Origin of the sequence: Spirillospora sp. CA-142024, from assembly GCF_050942325.1 — a bacterium.
In the GTDB taxonomy this organism is placed as follows: domain Bacteria; phylum Actinomycetota; class Actinomycetes; order Streptosporangiales; family Streptosporangiaceae; genus Spirillospora.
Window position 1 is genome coordinate 196,173 of record NZ_CP192077.1, and the last position, 15,557, is coordinate 211,729.

Annotated in this window: 19 protein-coding genes and 2 pseudogenes; 15 read left to right on the forward strand and 6 right to left on the reverse strand. The window is 71.2% G+C overall.

The features are described from left to right. The 15 genes and pseudogenes from ACQPZP_RS00985 to ACQPZP_RS01055 all read left to right on the forward strand — a co-directional run bounded on the left by ACQPZP_RS00985 (position 1) and on the right by ACQPZP_RS01055 (position 12,383). On the forward strand, positions 1-1,548 hold the full coding sequence (locus ACQPZP_RS00985; protein ID WP_433475716.1) for a sugar ABC transporter ATP-binding protein: 1,548 nt from the start codon (positions 1-3) through the stop codon (positions 1,546-1,548). Next, on the forward strand, positions 1,541-2,485 hold the full coding sequence (locus ACQPZP_RS00990) for an ABC transporter permease (RefSeq protein WP_433475717.1): 945 nt from the start codon (positions 1,541-1,543) through the stop codon (positions 2,483-2,485). The genes ACQPZP_RS00985 and ACQPZP_RS00990 overlap by 8 nt, the downstream gene beginning before the upstream one ends. Next, the gene (locus ACQPZP_RS00995) at positions 2,485-3,456 is read left to right on the forward strand and encodes an ABC transporter permease (protein ID WP_433475718.1); all 972 of its coding nucleotides are present in this window, start codon (positions 2,485-2,487) and stop codon (positions 3,454-3,456) included. The genes ACQPZP_RS00990 and ACQPZP_RS00995 overlap by 1 nt, the downstream gene beginning before the upstream one ends. Beyond that, positions 3,456-4,586 carry a M20 family metallopeptidase gene (locus ACQPZP_RS01000; RefSeq protein ID WP_433475719.1) on the forward strand — a complete coding sequence of 377 codons (1,131 nt, stop codon included), beginning with the start codon at positions 3,456-3,458 and terminating at the stop codon, positions 4,584-4,586. Before ACQPZP_RS00995 ends, ACQPZP_RS01000 begins: the two co-directional genes overlap by 1 nt. Beyond that, positions 4,583-5,326 (forward strand): MBL fold metallo-hydrolase, encoded by a 744-nt coding sequence (locus tag ACQPZP_RS01005; RefSeq protein WP_433475720.1) that lies wholly within the window; start codon positions 4,583-4,585, stop codon positions 5,324-5,326. Before ACQPZP_RS01000 ends, ACQPZP_RS01005 begins: the two co-directional genes overlap by 4 nt. Continuing rightward, the gene (locus ACQPZP_RS01010) at positions 5,323-6,144 is read left to right on the forward strand and encodes an IclR family transcriptional regulator (RefSeq protein ID WP_433475721.1); all 822 of its coding nucleotides are present in this window, start codon (positions 5,323-5,325) and stop codon (positions 6,142-6,144) included. The genes ACQPZP_RS01005 and ACQPZP_RS01010 overlap by 4 nt, the downstream gene beginning before the upstream one ends. Then, positions 6,141-7,352, forward strand: a complete 1,212-nt coding sequence (locus ACQPZP_RS01015; RefSeq protein WP_433475722.1) for an alanine racemase — start codon at positions 6,141-6,143, stop codon at positions 7,350-7,352. The genes ACQPZP_RS01010 and ACQPZP_RS01015 overlap by 4 nt, the downstream gene beginning before the upstream one ends. Positions 7,353-7,363: 11 nt before the next feature. Then, the gene (locus ACQPZP_RS01020; RefSeq protein ID WP_433475723.1) at positions 7,364-8,005 is read left to right on the forward strand and encodes a bifunctional 4-hydroxy-2-oxoglutarate aldolase/2-dehydro-3-deoxy-phosphogluconate aldolase; all 642 of its coding nucleotides are present in this window, start codon (positions 7,364-7,366) and stop codon (positions 8,003-8,005) included. Next, on the forward strand, positions 8,002-8,952 hold the full coding sequence (locus tag ACQPZP_RS01025; protein WP_433475724.1) for a sugar kinase: 951 nt from the start codon (positions 8,002-8,004) through the stop codon (positions 8,950-8,952). The genes ACQPZP_RS01020 and ACQPZP_RS01025 overlap by 4 nt, the downstream gene beginning before the upstream one ends. Positions 8,953-8,963: 11 nt before the next feature. Beyond that, on the forward strand, positions 8,964-9,347 hold the full coding sequence (locus tag ACQPZP_RS01030; RefSeq protein WP_433475725.1) for a RidA family protein: 384 nt from the start codon (positions 8,964-8,966) through the stop codon (positions 9,345-9,347). Then, positions 9,347-10,525, forward strand: a complete 1,179-nt coding sequence (locus ACQPZP_RS01035) for a hypothetical protein (RefSeq protein WP_433475726.1) — start codon at positions 9,347-9,349, stop codon at positions 10,523-10,525. The genes ACQPZP_RS01030 and ACQPZP_RS01035 overlap by 1 nt, the downstream gene beginning before the upstream one ends. A 116-nt stretch (positions 10,526-10,641) precedes the next feature. After that, positions 10,642-10,776, forward strand: a pseudogene (locus ACQPZP_RS01040) (RNA polymerase subunit sigma-24); the annotation flags it as partial. A gap of 92 nt (positions 10,777-10,868) precedes the next feature. Then, a complete protein-coding gene (locus ACQPZP_RS01045) occupies positions 10,869-10,991 on the forward strand; it encodes a hypothetical protein (protein WP_433475727.1) in 123 nt (40 codons plus the stop codon). Position 10,992: 1 nt separating this feature from the next. Continuing rightward, positions 10,993-11,973: a CU044_5270 family protein gene (locus ACQPZP_RS01050; protein WP_433475728.1), complete on the forward strand. Its 981-nt coding sequence runs from the start codon at positions 10,993-10,995 to the stop codon at positions 11,971-11,973. 203 nt (positions 11,974-12,176) lie between these two features. Then, positions 12,177-12,383, forward strand: coding sequence for a hypothetical protein (locus tag ACQPZP_RS01055; RefSeq protein WP_433475729.1), 207 nt, complete (start codon positions 12,177-12,179; stop codon positions 12,381-12,383). 433 nt (positions 12,384-12,816) lie between these two features. Here the strand turns inward: ACQPZP_RS01055 and ACQPZP_RS01060 are convergent. The 6 genes and pseudogenes from ACQPZP_RS01060 to ACQPZP_RS01085 all read right to left on the reverse strand — a co-directional run. Beyond that, positions 12,817-12,969 (reverse strand): annotated as a pseudogene (locus ACQPZP_RS01060) (IS982 family transposase); the annotation flags it as partial. A gap of 49 nt (positions 12,970-13,018) precedes the next feature. Further along, a complete protein-coding gene (locus tag ACQPZP_RS01065; protein WP_433475730.1) occupies positions 13,019-13,291 on the reverse strand; it encodes a helix-turn-helix domain-containing protein in 273 nt (90 codons plus the stop codon). Further along, on the reverse strand, positions 13,291-13,782 hold the full coding sequence (locus tag ACQPZP_RS01070) for a DUF2975 domain-containing protein (protein ID WP_433475731.1): 492 nt from the start codon (positions 13,780-13,782) through the stop codon (positions 13,291-13,293). The genes ACQPZP_RS01065 and ACQPZP_RS01070 overlap by 1 nt, the downstream gene beginning before the upstream one ends. Before the next feature lie 433 nt (positions 13,783-14,215). Beyond that, positions 14,216-14,401 (reverse strand): DUF397 domain-containing protein, encoded by a 186-nt coding sequence (locus ACQPZP_RS01075; RefSeq protein ID WP_433475732.1) that lies wholly within the window; start codon positions 14,399-14,401, stop codon positions 14,216-14,218. Between the two features lie 47 nt (positions 14,402-14,448). Continuing rightward, the gene (locus ACQPZP_RS01080) at positions 14,449-14,634 is read right to left on the reverse strand and encodes a DUF397 domain-containing protein (protein WP_433475733.1); all 186 of its coding nucleotides are present in this window, start codon (positions 14,632-14,634) and stop codon (positions 14,449-14,451) included. Continuing rightward, positions 14,625-15,428 (reverse strand): helix-turn-helix domain-containing protein, encoded by an 804-nt coding sequence (locus tag ACQPZP_RS01085; RefSeq protein ID WP_433475734.1) that lies wholly within the window; start codon positions 15,426-15,428, stop codon positions 14,625-14,627. The genes ACQPZP_RS01080 and ACQPZP_RS01085 overlap by 10 nt, the downstream gene beginning before the upstream one ends. Between the last annotated feature and the right edge of the window lie 129 nt (positions 15,429-15,557).

Genomic DNA, 15,557 nt, shown 5'->3' on the forward strand with positions numbered 1-15,557 from the left:
ATGACGCTCCTGGCCGTCGAGCGGGTCTCGAAGTCCTTCGCGGGCAACCGGGTGCTGCACGAGGTGAGCTTCGACGTCCGCGCCGGTGAGGTGCTCGCCCTCGTGGGCGAGAACGGCGCGGGCAAGAGCACCGTCCTGTCGCTCATCACGGGACTGCTGGCGCCCGACGCCGGGCGGGTGGTCTACGGCGGCCGCCCCGTGCGGTTCCCGAGAGGTGCGGGGGGCCGTCCCTCCGCGGGGGACGCGGTCGCGGCCTGGTCTCCGCACCGCGCTCGGGCCGCCGGGATCGGCTCGGTGCACCAGGAGCTCAGCCTCAACCCGCACCAGACCGTCGCCGAGAACGTGTTCCTCGGCCAGTGGCCGTCGCGGCGCGGCCTGGTCCTGCGCCGCGACCTCGCCCGGCGCGCCCGGCCGCTGCTGGAACGCGTCGGCCTGCGCGTCGACCCGCTGACCCGGGCGGGACGCCTCCCGCTCGGGCAGCAGCAGCTCGTCGAGCTGGCCAAGGCGCTCGCCTCCGGCCCGCGGCTGCTGATCCTGGACGAGGCCACGTCCGCCCTGGACGACGACCAGGTCGACGGCGTCTTCAAGGTCGTGGACGAGCTGCGCGAGGCGGGGTCGTCCGTCGTCATCGTCAGCCACCGGATGAGCGAGCTGTTCGCCGTCGCCGACCGGCTGACCGTCCTCAAGGACGGCGAGGTCATGGCGACCCGGGAGCGGGCGGAGACCGATCACGACGACATCGTGCGTCTGATGATCGGACGGGAGCTGTCCGATCTGTTCCCGCCGAAGGCCGGGACGGCGGGCAAGCCGGTGCTCAGTGTGCGGGGGCTGACCGTTCCCGCTGCGTGCGCCGGCGTCGACCTCGACCTGCGACCCGGGCGGATCCTCGGGCTCGGCGGGCTCCAAGGCCAGGGGCAGCGGGCGGTGCTGCGCGCGCTGTTCGGGCTCGTCCGGCACACCGGGCGGATCGAGCTGACCGGACGTCCCGCGCGGCTGGCGTCCCCGCGCGAGGCGATCCGCGCCCGCATCGCCTACGTCCCGGAGGACCGCAAGGTCGAGGGACTGCACGTGGCGCAGACCGTCCGGGCCAACCTGTCCCTCACCAACCTCGGCATCGTGGCGCCCGCCCGGCGGCTCACCACCGTCGACCGCCGCGCCGAGGCGACGCTTGTCGCCGACCTGGTCGAGCGGATGCGGATCAAGGCGGCCGGGCCGGAGCAGGAGGCGCGCCGGCTGTCCGGAGGCAACCAGCAGAAGGTCGCGCTGGCCCGCTGGCTGCCGTCCGAGCCGCGGATCCTGCTGCTGGCCGAGCCCACCCGCGGCATCGACGTCGGCACAAAGCGCGAGATCTACCACCTGCTCCGCCGGCTGGCCGACGGCGGCGTGGCGGTGCTGGTCACCTCGGGGGACACCATGGAACTGGTCGGCCTGTGCGACGAGGTCGCCGTCATGTACGAGGGCGCGGTCGTGGACCGGCTGTCGGGCGGCGACCTCACCGAGGAGCGGCTGGTCCGCGCCTCCGTGACCGGGACGGTGGCGCATGCCTGACCGCCTCGCCGGCGTCCTGCGCGGCAATCTGGACGTGGCCGGCCTCGGCGCGCTGCTGATCGTCCTGCTCGCCGCATACAGCCACTACGACTCCGGGCTGTTCACCCCCGCGTCCATCACGATCCTGTCGGCGCAGTTCCTGCCGCTGATCCTCGCCGCGATGGCACAGAGCACGGTCATGCTGGCCGGCGGCATCGACCTGTCGCTCGGCTCGGTGCTGGCGCTCGCGATGGCGGTGTTCGCCGTCCGCGCCGAGCACGGCGTCGTGCTCGCCGCCGTCCTCGCGCTCGCGGCCGCCGCCGCGACCGGGGCCGCGAACGGCGTGCTCGTCGCCCATGCGGGGCTGCCGCCGATCATCGTGACGCTGGCGGCATCCTTCCTGTGGGGAGGCGTCACGCTCGTGGTGCTGCCGAAGCCGGGCGGCAGCGTCCCGTCCGGCCTGGTCAAGGCCTACAACAACGGCTGGAACGGCGTCGCGCTGCCGTTCGTGGCGGTCGTCCTGGTCCTGGTGCTCTGGAAGATCGTGCGGACGACCCGGTTCGGGCTGTCCCTGTACGCGGTCGGCGGCAACGAGCACGGCGCCTACGCCAGCGGCATCGCCACCCGCAAGGTGAAGATCTCCGCCTACGCGCTCGCCGGTGTCTTCGTCGGTCTCGCGGGCATCGGCCTCGCCGTCCAGACCGGGTCGGGGGACGCCACGATCGGCGCCCCGTACACGCTGAACTCGATCGCCGCGTCGGTGCTCGCCGGGGTCAGCTTCTTCGGCGGCGTCGGGCAGATGCGCGCGACCGTCCTGGCCGCGCTGCTGATCGGCCTGCTGACCAACCTGCTGCTGTTCACCGGCCTGTCGCCGTTCTACCAGCTGATCATGCAGGGCGCGGTGCTGATCGTGGCGATCGCCGTCAAGACCTTCGCGACCCGGGAGAGGACGGACTGATGACCGGGCTACCGCATGCCGCGGGCGCCCTGCGCCACCGGCTGGCAGGGACGCTGCGCGGCGACCGCGCCGCCTGGGCGTTCGGTGTGCTGATCGTGACCTGGATCGCCGCGATCCTGTTCGCCAAGGGGTTCGACAGCGTCTCCAGCGTCCGCTACCTCGTGCAGACCGCCGCCTTCCTCGGCATCGTCGCCGTCGGCCAGACCCTCGTGATCATGATGAGCGGGATCGACCTGTCGGTGTCCGGGGTCGTCGCGCTGTCGGCGGTGGTGTGCGCGCAGGTGGCGTCCGGCTCGGGCGGGCCCGCGGGGGTCGCCGCCGCGCTCGCGGCGAGCGTCCTCGTCGGGGTCGCCAACGCCGCCGGGGTGACCTGGCTGCGGGTGCCGCCGATGGTGATGACGCTGGCCACCGGCACGATCGTCGCCGGCGCGCTGCTCGTCTACACCAACGGGTCGCCGAAGTCGGCGAAGGTACCGCTGCTGGCGTCGCTGGCGAACGACCGCGCCGTGGGCGTGCCGCTCGCGTTCGTCCTGTGGATCGCCATCACCGCGGTCGCCGCCTGGCTGCTGCACGCCTCCCGGGTCGGACGGTACGTGTTCGCGCTCGGCAACGGTGAGCGGGCTTCGCGTGCGTCCGGGGTGCCTCTCGCGCGCACCACGTTCGTCGCCTACGGGACGTGCGCGCTGCTCGCCGGGGTGTCCGGGCTGGTGCTGCTCGGGTTCACGTCCACCAGTTCGCTCACGATGGGCAATCCGTACCAGCTGCTGTCGATCGCGTCGGTGGTGCTGGGCGGGACGTCCATCCTCGGCGGGCGCGGGCACGTGCTCGGGACCGTCGCCGGCGCGCTGCTGCTGACCCTGCTGACCGCGCTGCTGGCCGCGTGGAACATGTCCGAGGGCGTCCGGCAGATCATGCTCGGGCTGCTCATCATCGCGCTGCTGCTCGCCTACGCGCGGGAACGGCGGTCCTGATGGCGGCGTCGGGGGAACTGCTGCGGGCGATGGTCGGCATCGCCAGCGTCAACCCGCGCGCCGGTTCCGGCCCGGGGTTCGGCGAGGCGGCGGTCGCCGAACACGTCCGGGGCTGGCTCGCCGACCACGGTGTGCGGGCCGAGCTGCGGGAGGTGCTGCCGGGACGTCCCAACGTCATCGCGACCGTGCCGGGCCGCGGCCCGCGCATGGTGCTCCTCGAATCGCACCTGGACACGGTCGAGACCACCGGCATGACGGTCGACCCGTTCGCCGGGACGATCCGGGACGGCCGCCTGTACGGGCGCGGCGCATGCGACGCCAAGGGCCCTCTCGCGGCGTTCATGCTGGCGGCGGCCGAGCTCGCGGCCGACCCGCCGGACGCCGGGGTCGTCCTCGCCGGCGTGGTGGACGAGGAGCACGCCTACCAGGGCGTCCTCGGCCTGATCTCCGATCTCGCCGGCGTCCCGGTCGCGGGCGCCGTCGTGGGCGAGCCGACCGGGCTGGCTCCGGCCACGGCGCACAAGGGCTGCGTCCGCTACACCGTCCGGACGCTGGGAAGGGCCGGGCACAGCTCCCGCCCGGACGAGGCCGTCAACGCCGTCACCCTCATGGCCCGCGTGATCGACCACATCGACCGCACTTCGCCGGACGTCCCGCCACATCCGCTGCTGGGGCCCGCGACCCGCTGCGTCACCCGGGTGCGGGGCGGCGAAGGCCCGAACACCGTCCCCGGCCGCTGCGAGATCGACGTCGACCGCCGCACCCTCCCCGGCGAGGACCCCTTGGACGTGTGGCGCCGCGACCGCGCCGAACTCGGCGCGCTCGGCCGTATCGAGGTGGACGAGCCGTTCACCGTCGACCACGCCCTCGACACCCCCGCCACCAGCCCGGTGCCCGCCGCCCTGTGCGCGGCACTGTCGGCGGCGGGACGACCGGCGACCGTCCACGGCATGCCGTTCGGCACCGACGCCAGCAAACTCGCCCGCGCCGGCATCCCCTCGGTCGTCTTCGGCCCCGGCTCGATCGCGGACGCCCACTCCGCCGGCGAGTCGGTCGCGCTCGCCGACGTGGACCTCGCCGCCCGCCTGGTCGCCGACACCGTCCGCTCCCTCGACGGGGGGACGGCATGAGGCTGACGCAGCATGTCGAGCTCGTCGGCAGTGGCTCGGCGGGGTTCGATCTGACCGATCCGCTGGACTGCCACGTGTATCTCGTGCGCGGGTCGCGGGGTGCGGCGCTGATCGACGCGGGGGCCGGAGTCTCCGCCGCGTCGTTCGCGCGGCGGTTGCTCGCGGCGGCCGGGCCCGCCGGAGAGCGGCATCTGCTGCTCACCCACGGGCACGCCGACCACGCGGGCGGAGCCGCCGAGATCGCGCGGCACGTCGAGGGGCTCGCCGTCCGGGCGGGGGCACCGGCGGATGAATGGATCGCGTCCGGGGCCGAGGAGATGCTCAGCGTCGATCGCGGCAAGGCGGCCGGGGTCTACCCCGGGGCGTACGAGTTCGCGGCGTGCCCGACCGTTCGTCCCATCGCGGACGGGGAGCGGATCGACCTCGGCGGAGGCGTCGTTCTGCATGCGGTCGCCACGCCCGGGCACGCGGACGGGCACACCTGCTACCTGCTGGAGGCGCCCGAAGGGACGGCGCTGTTCTCCGGCGACTGCGTGTTCACCGGCGGGCGCATCTCGCTGCAGAACCTCCACGATTCGCGCGTCCCCGAATACGCGGCGAGCCTGGAGCGGCTCGCCGCGCTGGAGATCGGCATGCTGCTGCCGGGCCATCATGAGATCTCACTCGCCCGTGCGGGACGTCATCTGAGAGCCGCGCGGGACGTCCTGAGCCGCGGCCTGCTTCCGGGGAGCACGACATGACCACCGAAGACGCCAAGCCCCGCAACCAGTCGTCGTCGCTGCGCCGCGCGCTCGCGGTGCTCGACCACGTCCGCGACAACGCCGACTCCCGGGGCGTCTCGCTGACCCGCGTCGCCGACGACCTCGGCATCAGCAAGAGCACCGTGCTGCGGCTCGCGCAGCCGCTCATCGACGGCGACCTGCTCACCCGGGACCGCGAGACCGGCTGGTTCCGGCTCGGGCACGGCGCGCTGCGGCTGGGGCAGGCGTACCTGTCGTCGCTGGACATGCGGTCGGTCGCCGCCGACCCGCTGCGCCGCCTCCAGCATGTCGTGGGGGAGACCTGCCACCTCGTCGTCTACGACGCCCCCGACGTCGTCTACATCGACAAGGTGGAGAACGAGCACAACGTCCGGATGGCGTCGCGTGTCGGGATGCGGATTCCCGCCTACCGGACGGCCGTCGGCAAGGCCATCCTCGCCTGGCTCGGCGAGGACGACTTCCAGACCGTCGTCGCGGCCGGCATGCCGCGGCGCACCGAGCGCACGATCACCGACCCGGCGCGGCTGGCCGCCGAGCTGGAACGGGTACGCCTGTCCGGGTACGCCGTCGACGACCGGGAGAACGAGCCGGAGGTGCGCTGCGTCGCCGCGCCGATCTTCGACCACACCGATCGGGCCGCGGGGGCGCTGAGCGTGTCCGGGCTGACGTCCCGGATGACGCCGGCGCGGGTCCGGGAGGTGGGGCCGATGGTCGAGCGGGCGGCGCTGGAGGTGTCCCGGGTGCTCGGCTCGTCCCGGCCGCGCCGCCGCCGAAGCGAAGAAGGGAACCAGCCGTGAGCCTCACCATTCCCAGCGAGCACGTCGACTGGCGGACGAAGGGCCTGTGGCAGCCGCGGCCCGTCCCGCTGGACGAGTTCGCCGCCGCCCGGCACCCGCTGTTCGGCGGCCCGTTCACCTGGCCGGTCATGGTGGCGCGGCGGTCGGCGCTGGAGCACAACGTCGCCGCGCTCGCGGCCTTCTGCGGCGAGCACGGGCTGGCGTTCGCGCCGCACGGCAAGACGTCCATGGCCCCCTCGCTCTTCCAGGCCCAGCTGGACGCGGGCGCGTGGGGCATCACCGCCGCGACCGCGAACCAGGTCCTCGCCTACCGGACGTTCGGCGTCCCCCGGATCCTGCTGGCCAACGAGTTGCTCGACCCGACCGCACTCCGCTGGCTCGGCGGCGAGATCGACCGCGGCATGGAGTTCCTGCTGTACGCGGACTCGCCGGAGGGCGTCGCCGCGATCTCCGCCGCGGCCGGCGAACGTCCGTTCCGGGTGCTGGTCGAGCTCGGCCACCGCGACGGGCGCACCGGCTGCCGCACCGTCGAGGAGCTGGCGGGGGTCGCCCGCGCCGTCGCCGCCGCGCCCGGCACCGAGCTCGCCGGGGTCGCCGGATACGAGGGCGGGCTGCCGGACGTCGCGTCCGCCGCCGCCTACCTCCAGGCGCTCCGCGACGCGACGACCGAACTGTCCCCGCTGCTCCCCCGCGCCGTCGTCGTCACGGCGGGCGGCAGCGCCTACTTCGACCAGGTCGCCGAGCGGCTCGCGGGCGACTGGCTGCCCGGCCACGACCTCACCGTCATCCTGCGCAGCGGCGCCTACGTGTCCCACGACGACGGTCTCTACACGAGGAAGACGCCGTTCAACCGCGTGCCCGGATCGCTGGACGCGGCGCTGGAGATCTGGGCGCAGGTCACCTCCGTCCCGGAGCCCGGCCTCGCGATCGTCGGGATGGGCAAGCGGGAGGCGCCCTACGACGCGGGCCTGCCCGTCCCGCTCCGGCTGCGGAGGACGGACGGCACGATCCTCCCCGCGGACGGCATGCGCGTCACCGACACCAACGACCACCACGCCTACGTGGCCTTCGGCGACCCGTCGCCGCGTCCCGGCGACCTGATCTGCTTCGGCATCTCCCACCCGTGCACGGCCTTCGACAAATGGCAGGTCATCCCCGTCGTGGACGACGACCACACGGTCACCGACCTGATCCGCACCTACTTCTGAGAGGACGCCCGATGACCCCCCGCATGGCTCCGGGCGCCGCGCTGACGGCGACCGGAGTGGTCGCGGTCGTGCGCGGCACCCGCGCCGACCGCGTCGCCGACGTCCTGGACACCCTGGTCGCCGCCGGCGTCCGCTGCCTGGAGATCACCCTGAACACCCCGGGCGCCCTGGACGCCCTCGGCGCGGCCCTGGACCGGCTTTCCGCGGACGTCGAACTCGGCGCCGGGACGGTCCGGACCCCGGCTGACGCAAAGGCCGCCCTCGCCGCGGGCGCGTCCTTCCTCGTCGCCCCCGACGCGAGCGAGGAGGTCGCCGCCGTGGCCCGCGACCAGGGCGTCGCCTACTATCCGGGCGCCCTCACGCCGAGCGAGGTCGCCCGCGCCTGGGATCTCGGCGCGACCGCCGTCAAGATCTTCCCGGCGAGCGTGTTCGGCCCGGGCTACCTGCGTGCCCTCGGGGATCCGTTCCGGGACGTCCCGCTGCTGCCGACGGGCGGCATCGGGCCCGGTGACGCCGCCGACTACATCGCGTCGGGCGCGTGGGCCGTCGGCGCGGGCGGCTCCCTGATCGGCGACGCCCTCGAGGGCGGCTCGCTCGACGCCCTGGCCGAACGGGCAGGCCTCCTTCTCGCCGCCGTGGAGGCCGCCCGATGACGGTCGACCTCGTCACGTTCGGCGAGACCATGGCGCGGCTGGAGAACCCGGTCACCGGGCCGTTGCGGCATGCCCGCTCACTCGACCTCGGCATCGCCGGCGCCGAGTCGAACACGGCGATCGGCCTCTGCCGCCTCGGCGGGACCGCCGCCTGGTTCGGCCGCGTCGGCGACGACGAGTTCGGCAGGCTGATCACCACCGCGCTCGCCGGGGAGGGCGTCCGCCTCGGCCACACGGTGGTGGACGAGACCGCGCCGACCGCGCTGCTGTTCAAGGAGCACCGGTCGGGGACGCTGACCCGCGTCCAGTACTACCGGACGGGCAGCGCCGGCTCCCGGCTGAGCCCCGCCGACGTCCCGCACGACCTGATCCGCTCCGCCCGCGTCCTGCACGTCACCGGCATCACCGCCGCGATCGGCGACACGGCCCGCCAGGCCCTGGACGACGCCATCGAGACGGCACGGGACGCGGGCGTGCCGGTTTCGCTCGACCTCAACTACCGCGCTGCGCTGTGGACGCCCGCGGAGGCCGGAGAATGCCTGCACACCCTGGTCAAGCGCGCCGACCTGGTGTTCGCGACCGAGCAGGAGGCGCGGCTGGTCGTTCCCGGCGAAGACCCCACCGGGCTCGCGACCGGTCTGGCCGCGCTCGGCCCGCGCGAGGTCCTGGTCAAACGGGGAGCCGCCGGGGCCGTGGCGTTCTGTGACGGGCGCCTGCACGTCCAGCCCGCCCACCGCGTCCCGGTCGTCGACCCGGTCGGTGCGGGGGACGCGTTCGCCGCCGGATACCTGGCCGAGTTCGTCCGCGGCCTTCCCGTCGCCGCCCGGCTGGCCACCGCCACGGCCGCCGGCGCGTACGGCGTCACCGTCCGCGGTGACTGGGAGGGCCTGCCGAGCCGCGCCGACCTGGACCTTCTGAAAGCCGCCGAAGACAACGTCACCCGCTGAAGGAGACAGATATGAGCAAGCGTGAACTCCGCAGTCCGGACGCACCCGCGCCCCTCGGCACCTACTCGCAGGGGCTCGTGGTCGGCGATTTCGTGTACACGTCCGGAATGGGACCGATCGATCCGAAGACCGGCGAGACCGTCGGCAGGGACGTCGCCACGCAGACCCGGCAGGTCCTCGCCAACCTGACCGCGATCCTCGGCGAGCACGGCCTGACCTTGGACGACGTGGTGAAGTCGACCGTCCACCTGCAAGAGCTGCACCGCGATTTCGCCGCCTACGACGAGGTGTACCGGGCGCACTTCAACGAGCCCTACCCGGTGCGCACCACCGTGGGGTCCGACCTGATGAACATCCTCGTCGAGATCGACTTCGTCGCCCACAAGACGAGCTGATGGACTCGTCCCTCTATGTCCTGGTGGAGGATCTGCGCAGCGCGGACGCCGCGCAGATCCTCTCCCATGGCGTCTCGTCCATCACCATCGGCGCCGCCTACCACCGCGCAAGAGACGTGACCCCGCACGGCCGTACCCGCGTCACCTTCCGCCGCGACGGGATCCACCTCCCTCCTGGCGACCTCTTCGACGGGCTGCGGCTGAGACCACCCGTGCAGAGGGGCGTCGACCGGGAACCCATACGCAGCCTCCGGGAGGAGACTCGCGACCTTGGCGTTGCGTTGCACGGCTGGGGGGTCTTCCTACACAACACCACCCTTGGCCTGGCTCTCCCGGACGTCACCCAGGAGAACTGCTTCGGCGACCGTGCCGCGCCCGCCGACCTGTGCCCGTCTAACCCGGACGTCCGTGCCTATGCGGTTGCCCTGGGCCGTGCCATAGCCCGCCAAGGAGTCGAGTCGGTCGTCGCGGAATCCCTGCACTTCGGGACGTTCGGTCACGGCTACCACCACGAGCGCTCCTTCGTGGAGCTAGGCCCGGCCGCCGAATTCGCTTTGGGCCTGTGCTTCTGCCCGCACTGCGTCGCCCGCATCCCCCACGCCGCCGAGGCCCGCGCGGAAGCGGTGCGCCTGACGACCACCGTCTTGGACGGAGGCCCGCCCCGCTCGGACCTCCCGGACGTTCTCACCGCCTACGCCCAGGCCCGTGCGCCGATCGTCACCTCCCTGGCCGCCGAGGTCGCCGAAGCCGTGTCGGCCGAGGGCTCCCGGTTGACGTTCGTGGACCTGACGGGCGCCGTTCTTGGCTACGCGGACGGGCGTCCCGCGGGCGCCCCGGCCGCCGCCTCCGCCTGGCGGACCGGTGTCGACCCGACCGCGCTGGCCTCGGTCGTCCCGTCCTACGCGATCCTCTGCTACGCCCACGACACGATGCGCGTGGCCGAAGACGTCGCCGCCTACCGGAAGGCTCTCGGCCCCGGACCGGCCCTCCGAGCCGTCCTGCGCCCAGGCCACCCCGACACCACTTCGGCCGACCACCTCGCGGCCAAGGTCACCGCGGCCCGCAAGAACGGCGCAGACGCCGTCGACTACTACGCCTACGGGCTGACCCCACTCCCGGTCCTCGCCCGCATCCCGCGTCTGGAGCATCCACTTCCAAGCGGGCGCGCTTCGGTGTAACGTCCACGGCCTTTCCGGCGCGTATGGGGTGATCCCTCGGAAGGAGAGCTCCATGCGGCAACTGGAAGACCATGCCATCGATGGGTGACCGAACGGCCAGATTCGAGGCCCTCTACATGGCGACGTACGAGCCGATCCTCGGCTACGTGCTGCGTCGCTGCTCCTCCCCGGAGGACGCCGCCGACGTCGTCGCGGAGGTGTTCACCGTCGCCTGGAGGCGGCTGGACGATGTCCCGGCGGACGACGGCGCACGGCTCTGGCTGTACGGCGTCGCCCGCCGGCTGCTGGCCAAGCACTGGACGCGCGAGACCGCGCGCCGCCGGACCACGCCGCGATCGCCGTCGTGCTCGGCTGCTCGACCGGCGCCGCCCGCGTCCGGCTCCACAGGGCCCGCAAACGCCTGTCCCGCAGGCTCCACGCGATCGGATTCACCACCGCGCCGCTGACCGTGAACGGAGGCAGCTGAGATGCAGACGCACCCGACCGACAACCTGGTCCGTTCCCTGGCCCGCGTCCATGACGACGCACTCGCCGGACAGGCAGGCAGGCCCGCGGCACGGCGGCTGATGGACGAGATCACGGCGGCACCGCCCCAGGAGGCCGCGCGTCCCCGGCTCAGGCCGCCTCGCCTGGCCTTCCGAATCGCGGCGGTCGGCACGGCGGCCGCGATCGCGTCCGTCGCCGGGGTGACGCTCGTGGGCCACGACGACGACGGACGTCCCCGCCAGGTGATCCCCCATTTGGGTTCGGTCGCCCAGGCGGCCCTGGTGCTCGACCGGGCCGCCGCCGCGGCGAAGTCCCGCCCCTACACCGCGCCCGGCCCCCAACAGTGGGTCTACACCAAGGTCAGGATGACGGCCCCGGCCGTGCCGTCCGGGATCGCCACCGGAGGCCCTTACAAGACGCGCAGCTGGGAGCTGTGGCGGCGCCTGGACGGCAAGAACGAGTACGCCGCCTACGAGGACGGCAAGCTGACCAAGTCACCCGGGACCGAGACGGCCCCCCGCGTGGCCAGATTCGACCCCCTGCCCACCGACCCGCACGCACTCCTGCGCAAGGTCGGCGGCACCCCCGAGTCCGGCTACGAGCCGGCGTTCCACACGTTGGTGACGGTCCTCGCCGGCAGCGTCCACCCGCCGAAGACGGAGGCGGCGATCTTCCAGGCGATCAAGCTGATCCCCGGCGTGACGGCGACCGGCGGAACCGTCGACGCGGCCGGACGCCCGGCGATCACCCTCGGCCTGATCGGCAGGGAGGGCTGGCTGCGGGACGAGGTGCTCCTCGACCTGAAGACGTACCGCTACCTCGGCGAGCGCTCCATCACCGTCCAGGACCACGCCCATGAGGGAGACGACGGCAAGAAGACCGTAGTGAAGCGCGGAACCCTCCAGTTCATCGAGGTCCGCGTGGCCGTAGGCATCGTCAACGAACCAGGCGACCGCCCCTGACCCGTCGAAAGCTCAACCACGAGAATTACAGGGCGGTCGGACACCTCACCGACGGCCCCGGACCGCCAGCGCGAACAGGAACAGAAGACAGGCAGCTTGACTCATTGACGTCAGCCGGTGAATGGCTTGACAAACGCCTAATCACGGCCAGAGTCATCAATGCACATGCACACTCAAACCCAATCAAGAGCCCAGGAGGAAGCATGAGCTACGAGCTCACGCCGCAAGAGCAGCTCGCGGCGGCCAAGGCCGGCCAGGCGGAGCAGAAGGAAAGGCTGGACGCCGCGCGCAGCGACGCGTCGAACCCCAGCGCGGTCTCACCGACCGCGGTGCAGTCCGCGAGCAACGCCCTTGCCGCGGCCGATGCCGCGGTCGAGAAGGCCCAGAAGGCCGTCGAGCAGGGCGGCTGACAAAGGCCCGGAGGGCTGACTAGTGTCCCGGTGGAGGCGGCCTTGCCCGCCGCCTCCACCGGGACATCTTCGTCCAGGATCGATCGATCACTGCGAGTACGCGTTGCCGCCGTGCCCCGAATGCCGGCGTCCTCGACCGGCCAGGTATCGCACACGACGCGATCGATCGCGGCCTGCACGAGGGGGCCGGGTACCTGGCCGGTCGGGATCAGCGCCCTGTGGTCGCCGGCGTCCAGCGGCCCGCAGATCGGCGCACGTGGTCCGGTCAGAGCATCGGACCAGCGGTGTCGCGCGGAGTCAGGATCGTCCAGGGTGTTGTTGCGCTCAGTGATCGTAGGCGGTCAGGGAACGGGCGGGTGGGCTGGGTTCGCCCTTGCGGGCTTGGCGGAGGAGGCTGAGGTCACCGTCGGTGAGGGCCTGCTCGAACGCCCGGCCGCAGCCCCCAGAAGAACCGCGAATGCGACGCGCAGTAACCGTACTCGGCCCACCCGGCCAGCGCGCTGCGGCGCGCGGTCTGCCGAGACCGGCCGCACTCCACCGGGGTCGAGTCCACCACCACCCACACTTCGTCCTCCCACAGCGGGGTGGGCTTGATCCCGACCCGTGGATGTCGCACATCCTATGATTTCAAGCGTCTAGGGTCGGTCTTCCACTTCGGCCTTGGCCACCGTTGCCGACGGCTGATGTCTCCCGTCCGCGGTGTCCTTGGCCTCATAGCGCAGCAGGTCTCCCGGCTGGCAGTCGAGCGCCTCGCAGAGCGCGGCGAGTGTGGTGAAGCGCACCGCCTTGGCGCGGCCGTTCTTGAGTACCGCCAGGTTGGCGGGGGTGATCCCGATGCGGTCCGCGAGTTCGCCCACCGACAGCTTCCGCTTGGCCAGCATCACGTCGATGTCGACGGTGATCGGCATCAGATCACTTCGTCCAACGCGGCCTGCATCTGCGTCGCTTCGACGTCGCGTGCGACGGCCTGGGCGAGCAGCATCCGCAGTACGAGCACGATGAGCGCGCCCCCCAGGACTGTCATGCCGATCCCGCCCATGATGACGGTTATACCCGGGTTGTCCTGATGCTCTGGTGCCAGGAGGGCCGTGAGCGCGAACCACAAGAGGGCGGCTGCCGCGATCGCGCCGATCACGACGTCCACGTACCGGAAGGCGGCGTGGGAGAACACGGTTCCGCGTCGCACCATCGTCACCAGCCGCCATACGCAGACCACGACGACCTGGGCCGTCACGACACCCAGGAGCACGATCACGCGGAGCGGGGTCAGCGGGAGCGACCCGTCCTCCGGGTCGTTCCCGCTGACCAATGCCCACAGCAGCACTGCCTGTACGAACACGGTGCTGGCGAGCACCCCTGTGAGCACGACGCGCAGCGCACGCACTGTCAGCTCTCCCATGATTCCCCTTCGATCGATTTACAATAATAATCTATTGATATTCGATAGATATGGCAAGGGATCTGGCTGGCCGCTCCCGGCCCGGCGGTCGGTGTCCAACTGGCTGCCGCTGCTGGAAGCCGGCGTAGGTGCCGGCTGTGGAGGGGTACCGCCGCAGCGATGCCGATGGCGACACTTCGGGGTGAGTCGGCGGAGTGGAAGGCCTGGCAGGCGGACATGAATGCCGGGCAGCCGGCCACCGGGCGGCGCCGGCCTACGGGTCAGCGTTCGTGACGGTGCCGCCCGATCCGGCGGACCCGGCCCGGCAGGCCATCCGCGGTGTGTCGCCCGCGTTCGCGCCATCCTCAACGGGCGGTTGTGAGGCCCAGCCTGTGGCCGGGCCCTGGCCCCTGGGGCACAAGCGGGCTTCGGATCGTCCGCCGCGCTACGTCCGTCAGAGGTTCTTGAGCGCCTGCGCGAAGCGCTGGAACTCTCCGCGGCTCACCACAAGTTGCGGGCCTTCAGGATCCCTGCTGTCACGGAATGCCACAACGTCTCGCACCCCGGCAACCTCGACACAGTTGTCATTCTGAACCGTGCTGCGTGATGCCTTGCGCCATACCACCTTGCTCAGATCCATCTCTGATCTATCAACTTCCTGACCAGTGCCCTCGATATCACATGGGTTCAGAGGTTCTTGAGTGCCTTGGTGAAGTGCAGGAAATCATTGCGGCTCATGGTGATTTTAGGGCCGTTGGGGTCCTTGCTATCGCGGAGCGCCACGATTTTCGACACCCCGGCAACCTCGACACAGTTGTCACCCTCTGCCGTGCTGCGTGATGCCTTGCGCCATACCACCGTGCTCAGGTCCATCTCTCTTCGACCACCCTTCTGATGAGCGCTCGGGAGCCTCTCACATTGAGAGCCTCTGCCGGAAGACTAGCGAACCTTTCGTGCAAGTTGGCAAGATCGTCCGGGTCTGCGCTGGTCACCCCTCCCATTCCGGTTACGAGGTATGCAGCGTCACTGCGGTCCGCTTGGGTGGCGATAGTGAAGGCGGCTCGCGCGTCCTCCACGTAGGCAGTCGGGAGTATTTGAAGCCGGATGCCGGGTTGCTCAGACAGTTCCAGCAAGTATTCGAGCTGCTCGCGCATGGTCTCCCGCGTGCCGACCTGCCGGTGGAGAACGCTCTCCTCAAGGACTACGAATATCTTCGGAGCAGGATCGCTCATGACCTGCTTCTGTCTGTTCATTCTCGTATTGAAAATATCTGGGTCTTTGATTATTACCTTTGCGTATGCCTGTGTCTGGAACAGGCCATTGACGATGTGCGTCTCGTAGGCGCGGATCAGCTTGGCCGTTGACTCGGCCTTCGGGAAATTGACGAAATAGGCGGCGTACTTGACGGACTTGATCGATTCCAACAACTGGTTCCATGCTTTGAGGATCTCGCCGTCAGCCCGTAGTGCCTTGTCGAGGCGCCTGGCGAAGTCGAGGCGGCATCGAGTCTTGCCGAGTTCGACATGTCCGATGTATGCGCGGGACACGTTCGCCAGGGCGGCCAGTTCAACCTGCTTGAGCCCTGCCGCCTCGCGCAACCTCCTGACCACTGCGCCGAATGACTTCAACTCCGGTGTGCGCCTGCGGTTCTCGATGGTGGAGGCCATAGCGATCTTCCTTTCGAGGGACGCAACCTGGGTGCTAGTGGTTGCAACCCGATTGAGAGTGTTCTCGAAGTCTCCTGAGAGCGTACGTCCATCTGTGGCCTGATGGTGCTCGTTCGATTACTCAGGGTG

Coding starts and splice junctions, on each gene's coding strand:
- ACQPZP_RS00985 (WP_433475716.1), top strand. CDS start 1: ATGACGCTCCTGGCCGTCGAGCGGGTCTCGAAGTCCTTCGCGGGCAAC.
- ACQPZP_RS00990 (WP_433475717.1), top strand. CDS start 1,541: ATGCCTGACCGCCTCGCCGGCGTCCTGCGCGGCAATCTGGACGTGGCC.
- ACQPZP_RS00995 (WP_433475718.1), top strand. CDS start 2,485: ATGACCGGGCTACCGCATGCCGCGGGCGCCCTGCGCCACCGGCTGGCA.
- ACQPZP_RS01000 (WP_433475719.1), top strand. CDS start 3,456: ATGGCGGCGTCGGGGGAACTGCTGCGGGCGATGGTCGGCATCGCCAGC.
- ACQPZP_RS01005 (WP_433475720.1), top strand. CDS start 4,583: ATGAGGCTGACGCAGCATGTCGAGCTCGTCGGCAGTGGCTCGGCGGGG.
- ACQPZP_RS01010 (WP_433475721.1), top strand. CDS start 5,323: ATGACCACCGAAGACGCCAAGCCCCGCAACCAGTCGTCGTCGCTGCGC.
- ACQPZP_RS01020 (WP_433475723.1), top strand. CDS start 7,364: ATGACCCCCCGCATGGCTCCGGGCGCCGCGCTGACGGCGACCGGAGTG.
- ACQPZP_RS01025 (WP_433475724.1), top strand. CDS start 8,002: ATGACGGTCGACCTCGTCACGTTCGGCGAGACCATGGCGCGGCTGGAG.
- ACQPZP_RS01030 (WP_433475725.1), top strand. CDS start 8,964: ATGAGCAAGCGTGAACTCCGCAGTCCGGACGCACCCGCGCCCCTCGGC.
- ACQPZP_RS01035 (WP_433475726.1), top strand. CDS start 9,347: ATGGACTCGTCCCTCTATGTCCTGGTGGAGGATCTGCGCAGCGCGGAC.
- ACQPZP_RS01050 (WP_433475728.1), top strand. CDS start 10,993: ATGCAGACGCACCCGACCGACAACCTGGTCCGTTCCCTGGCCCGCGTC.
- ACQPZP_RS01055 (WP_433475729.1), top strand. CDS start 12,177: ATGAGCTACGAGCTCACGCCGCAAGAGCAGCTCGCGGCGGCCAAGGCC.
- ACQPZP_RS01065 (WP_433475730.1), bottom strand. CDS start 13,291: ATGCCGATCACCGTCGACATCGACGTGATGCTGGCCAAGCGGAAGCTG.
- ACQPZP_RS01070 (WP_433475731.1), bottom strand. CDS start 13,782: ATGGGAGAGCTGACAGTGCGTGCGCTGCGCGTCGTGCTCACAGGGGTG.
- ACQPZP_RS01075 (WP_433475732.1), bottom strand. CDS start 14,401: ATGGATCTGAGCAAGGTGGTATGGCGCAAGGCATCACGCAGCACGGTT.
- ACQPZP_RS01080 (WP_433475733.1), bottom strand. CDS start 14,634: ATGGACCTGAGCACGGTGGTATGGCGCAAGGCATCACGCAGCACGGCA.
- ACQPZP_RS01085 (WP_433475734.1), bottom strand. CDS start 15,428: ATGGCCTCCACCATCGAGAACCGCAGGCGCACACCGGAGTTGAAGTCA.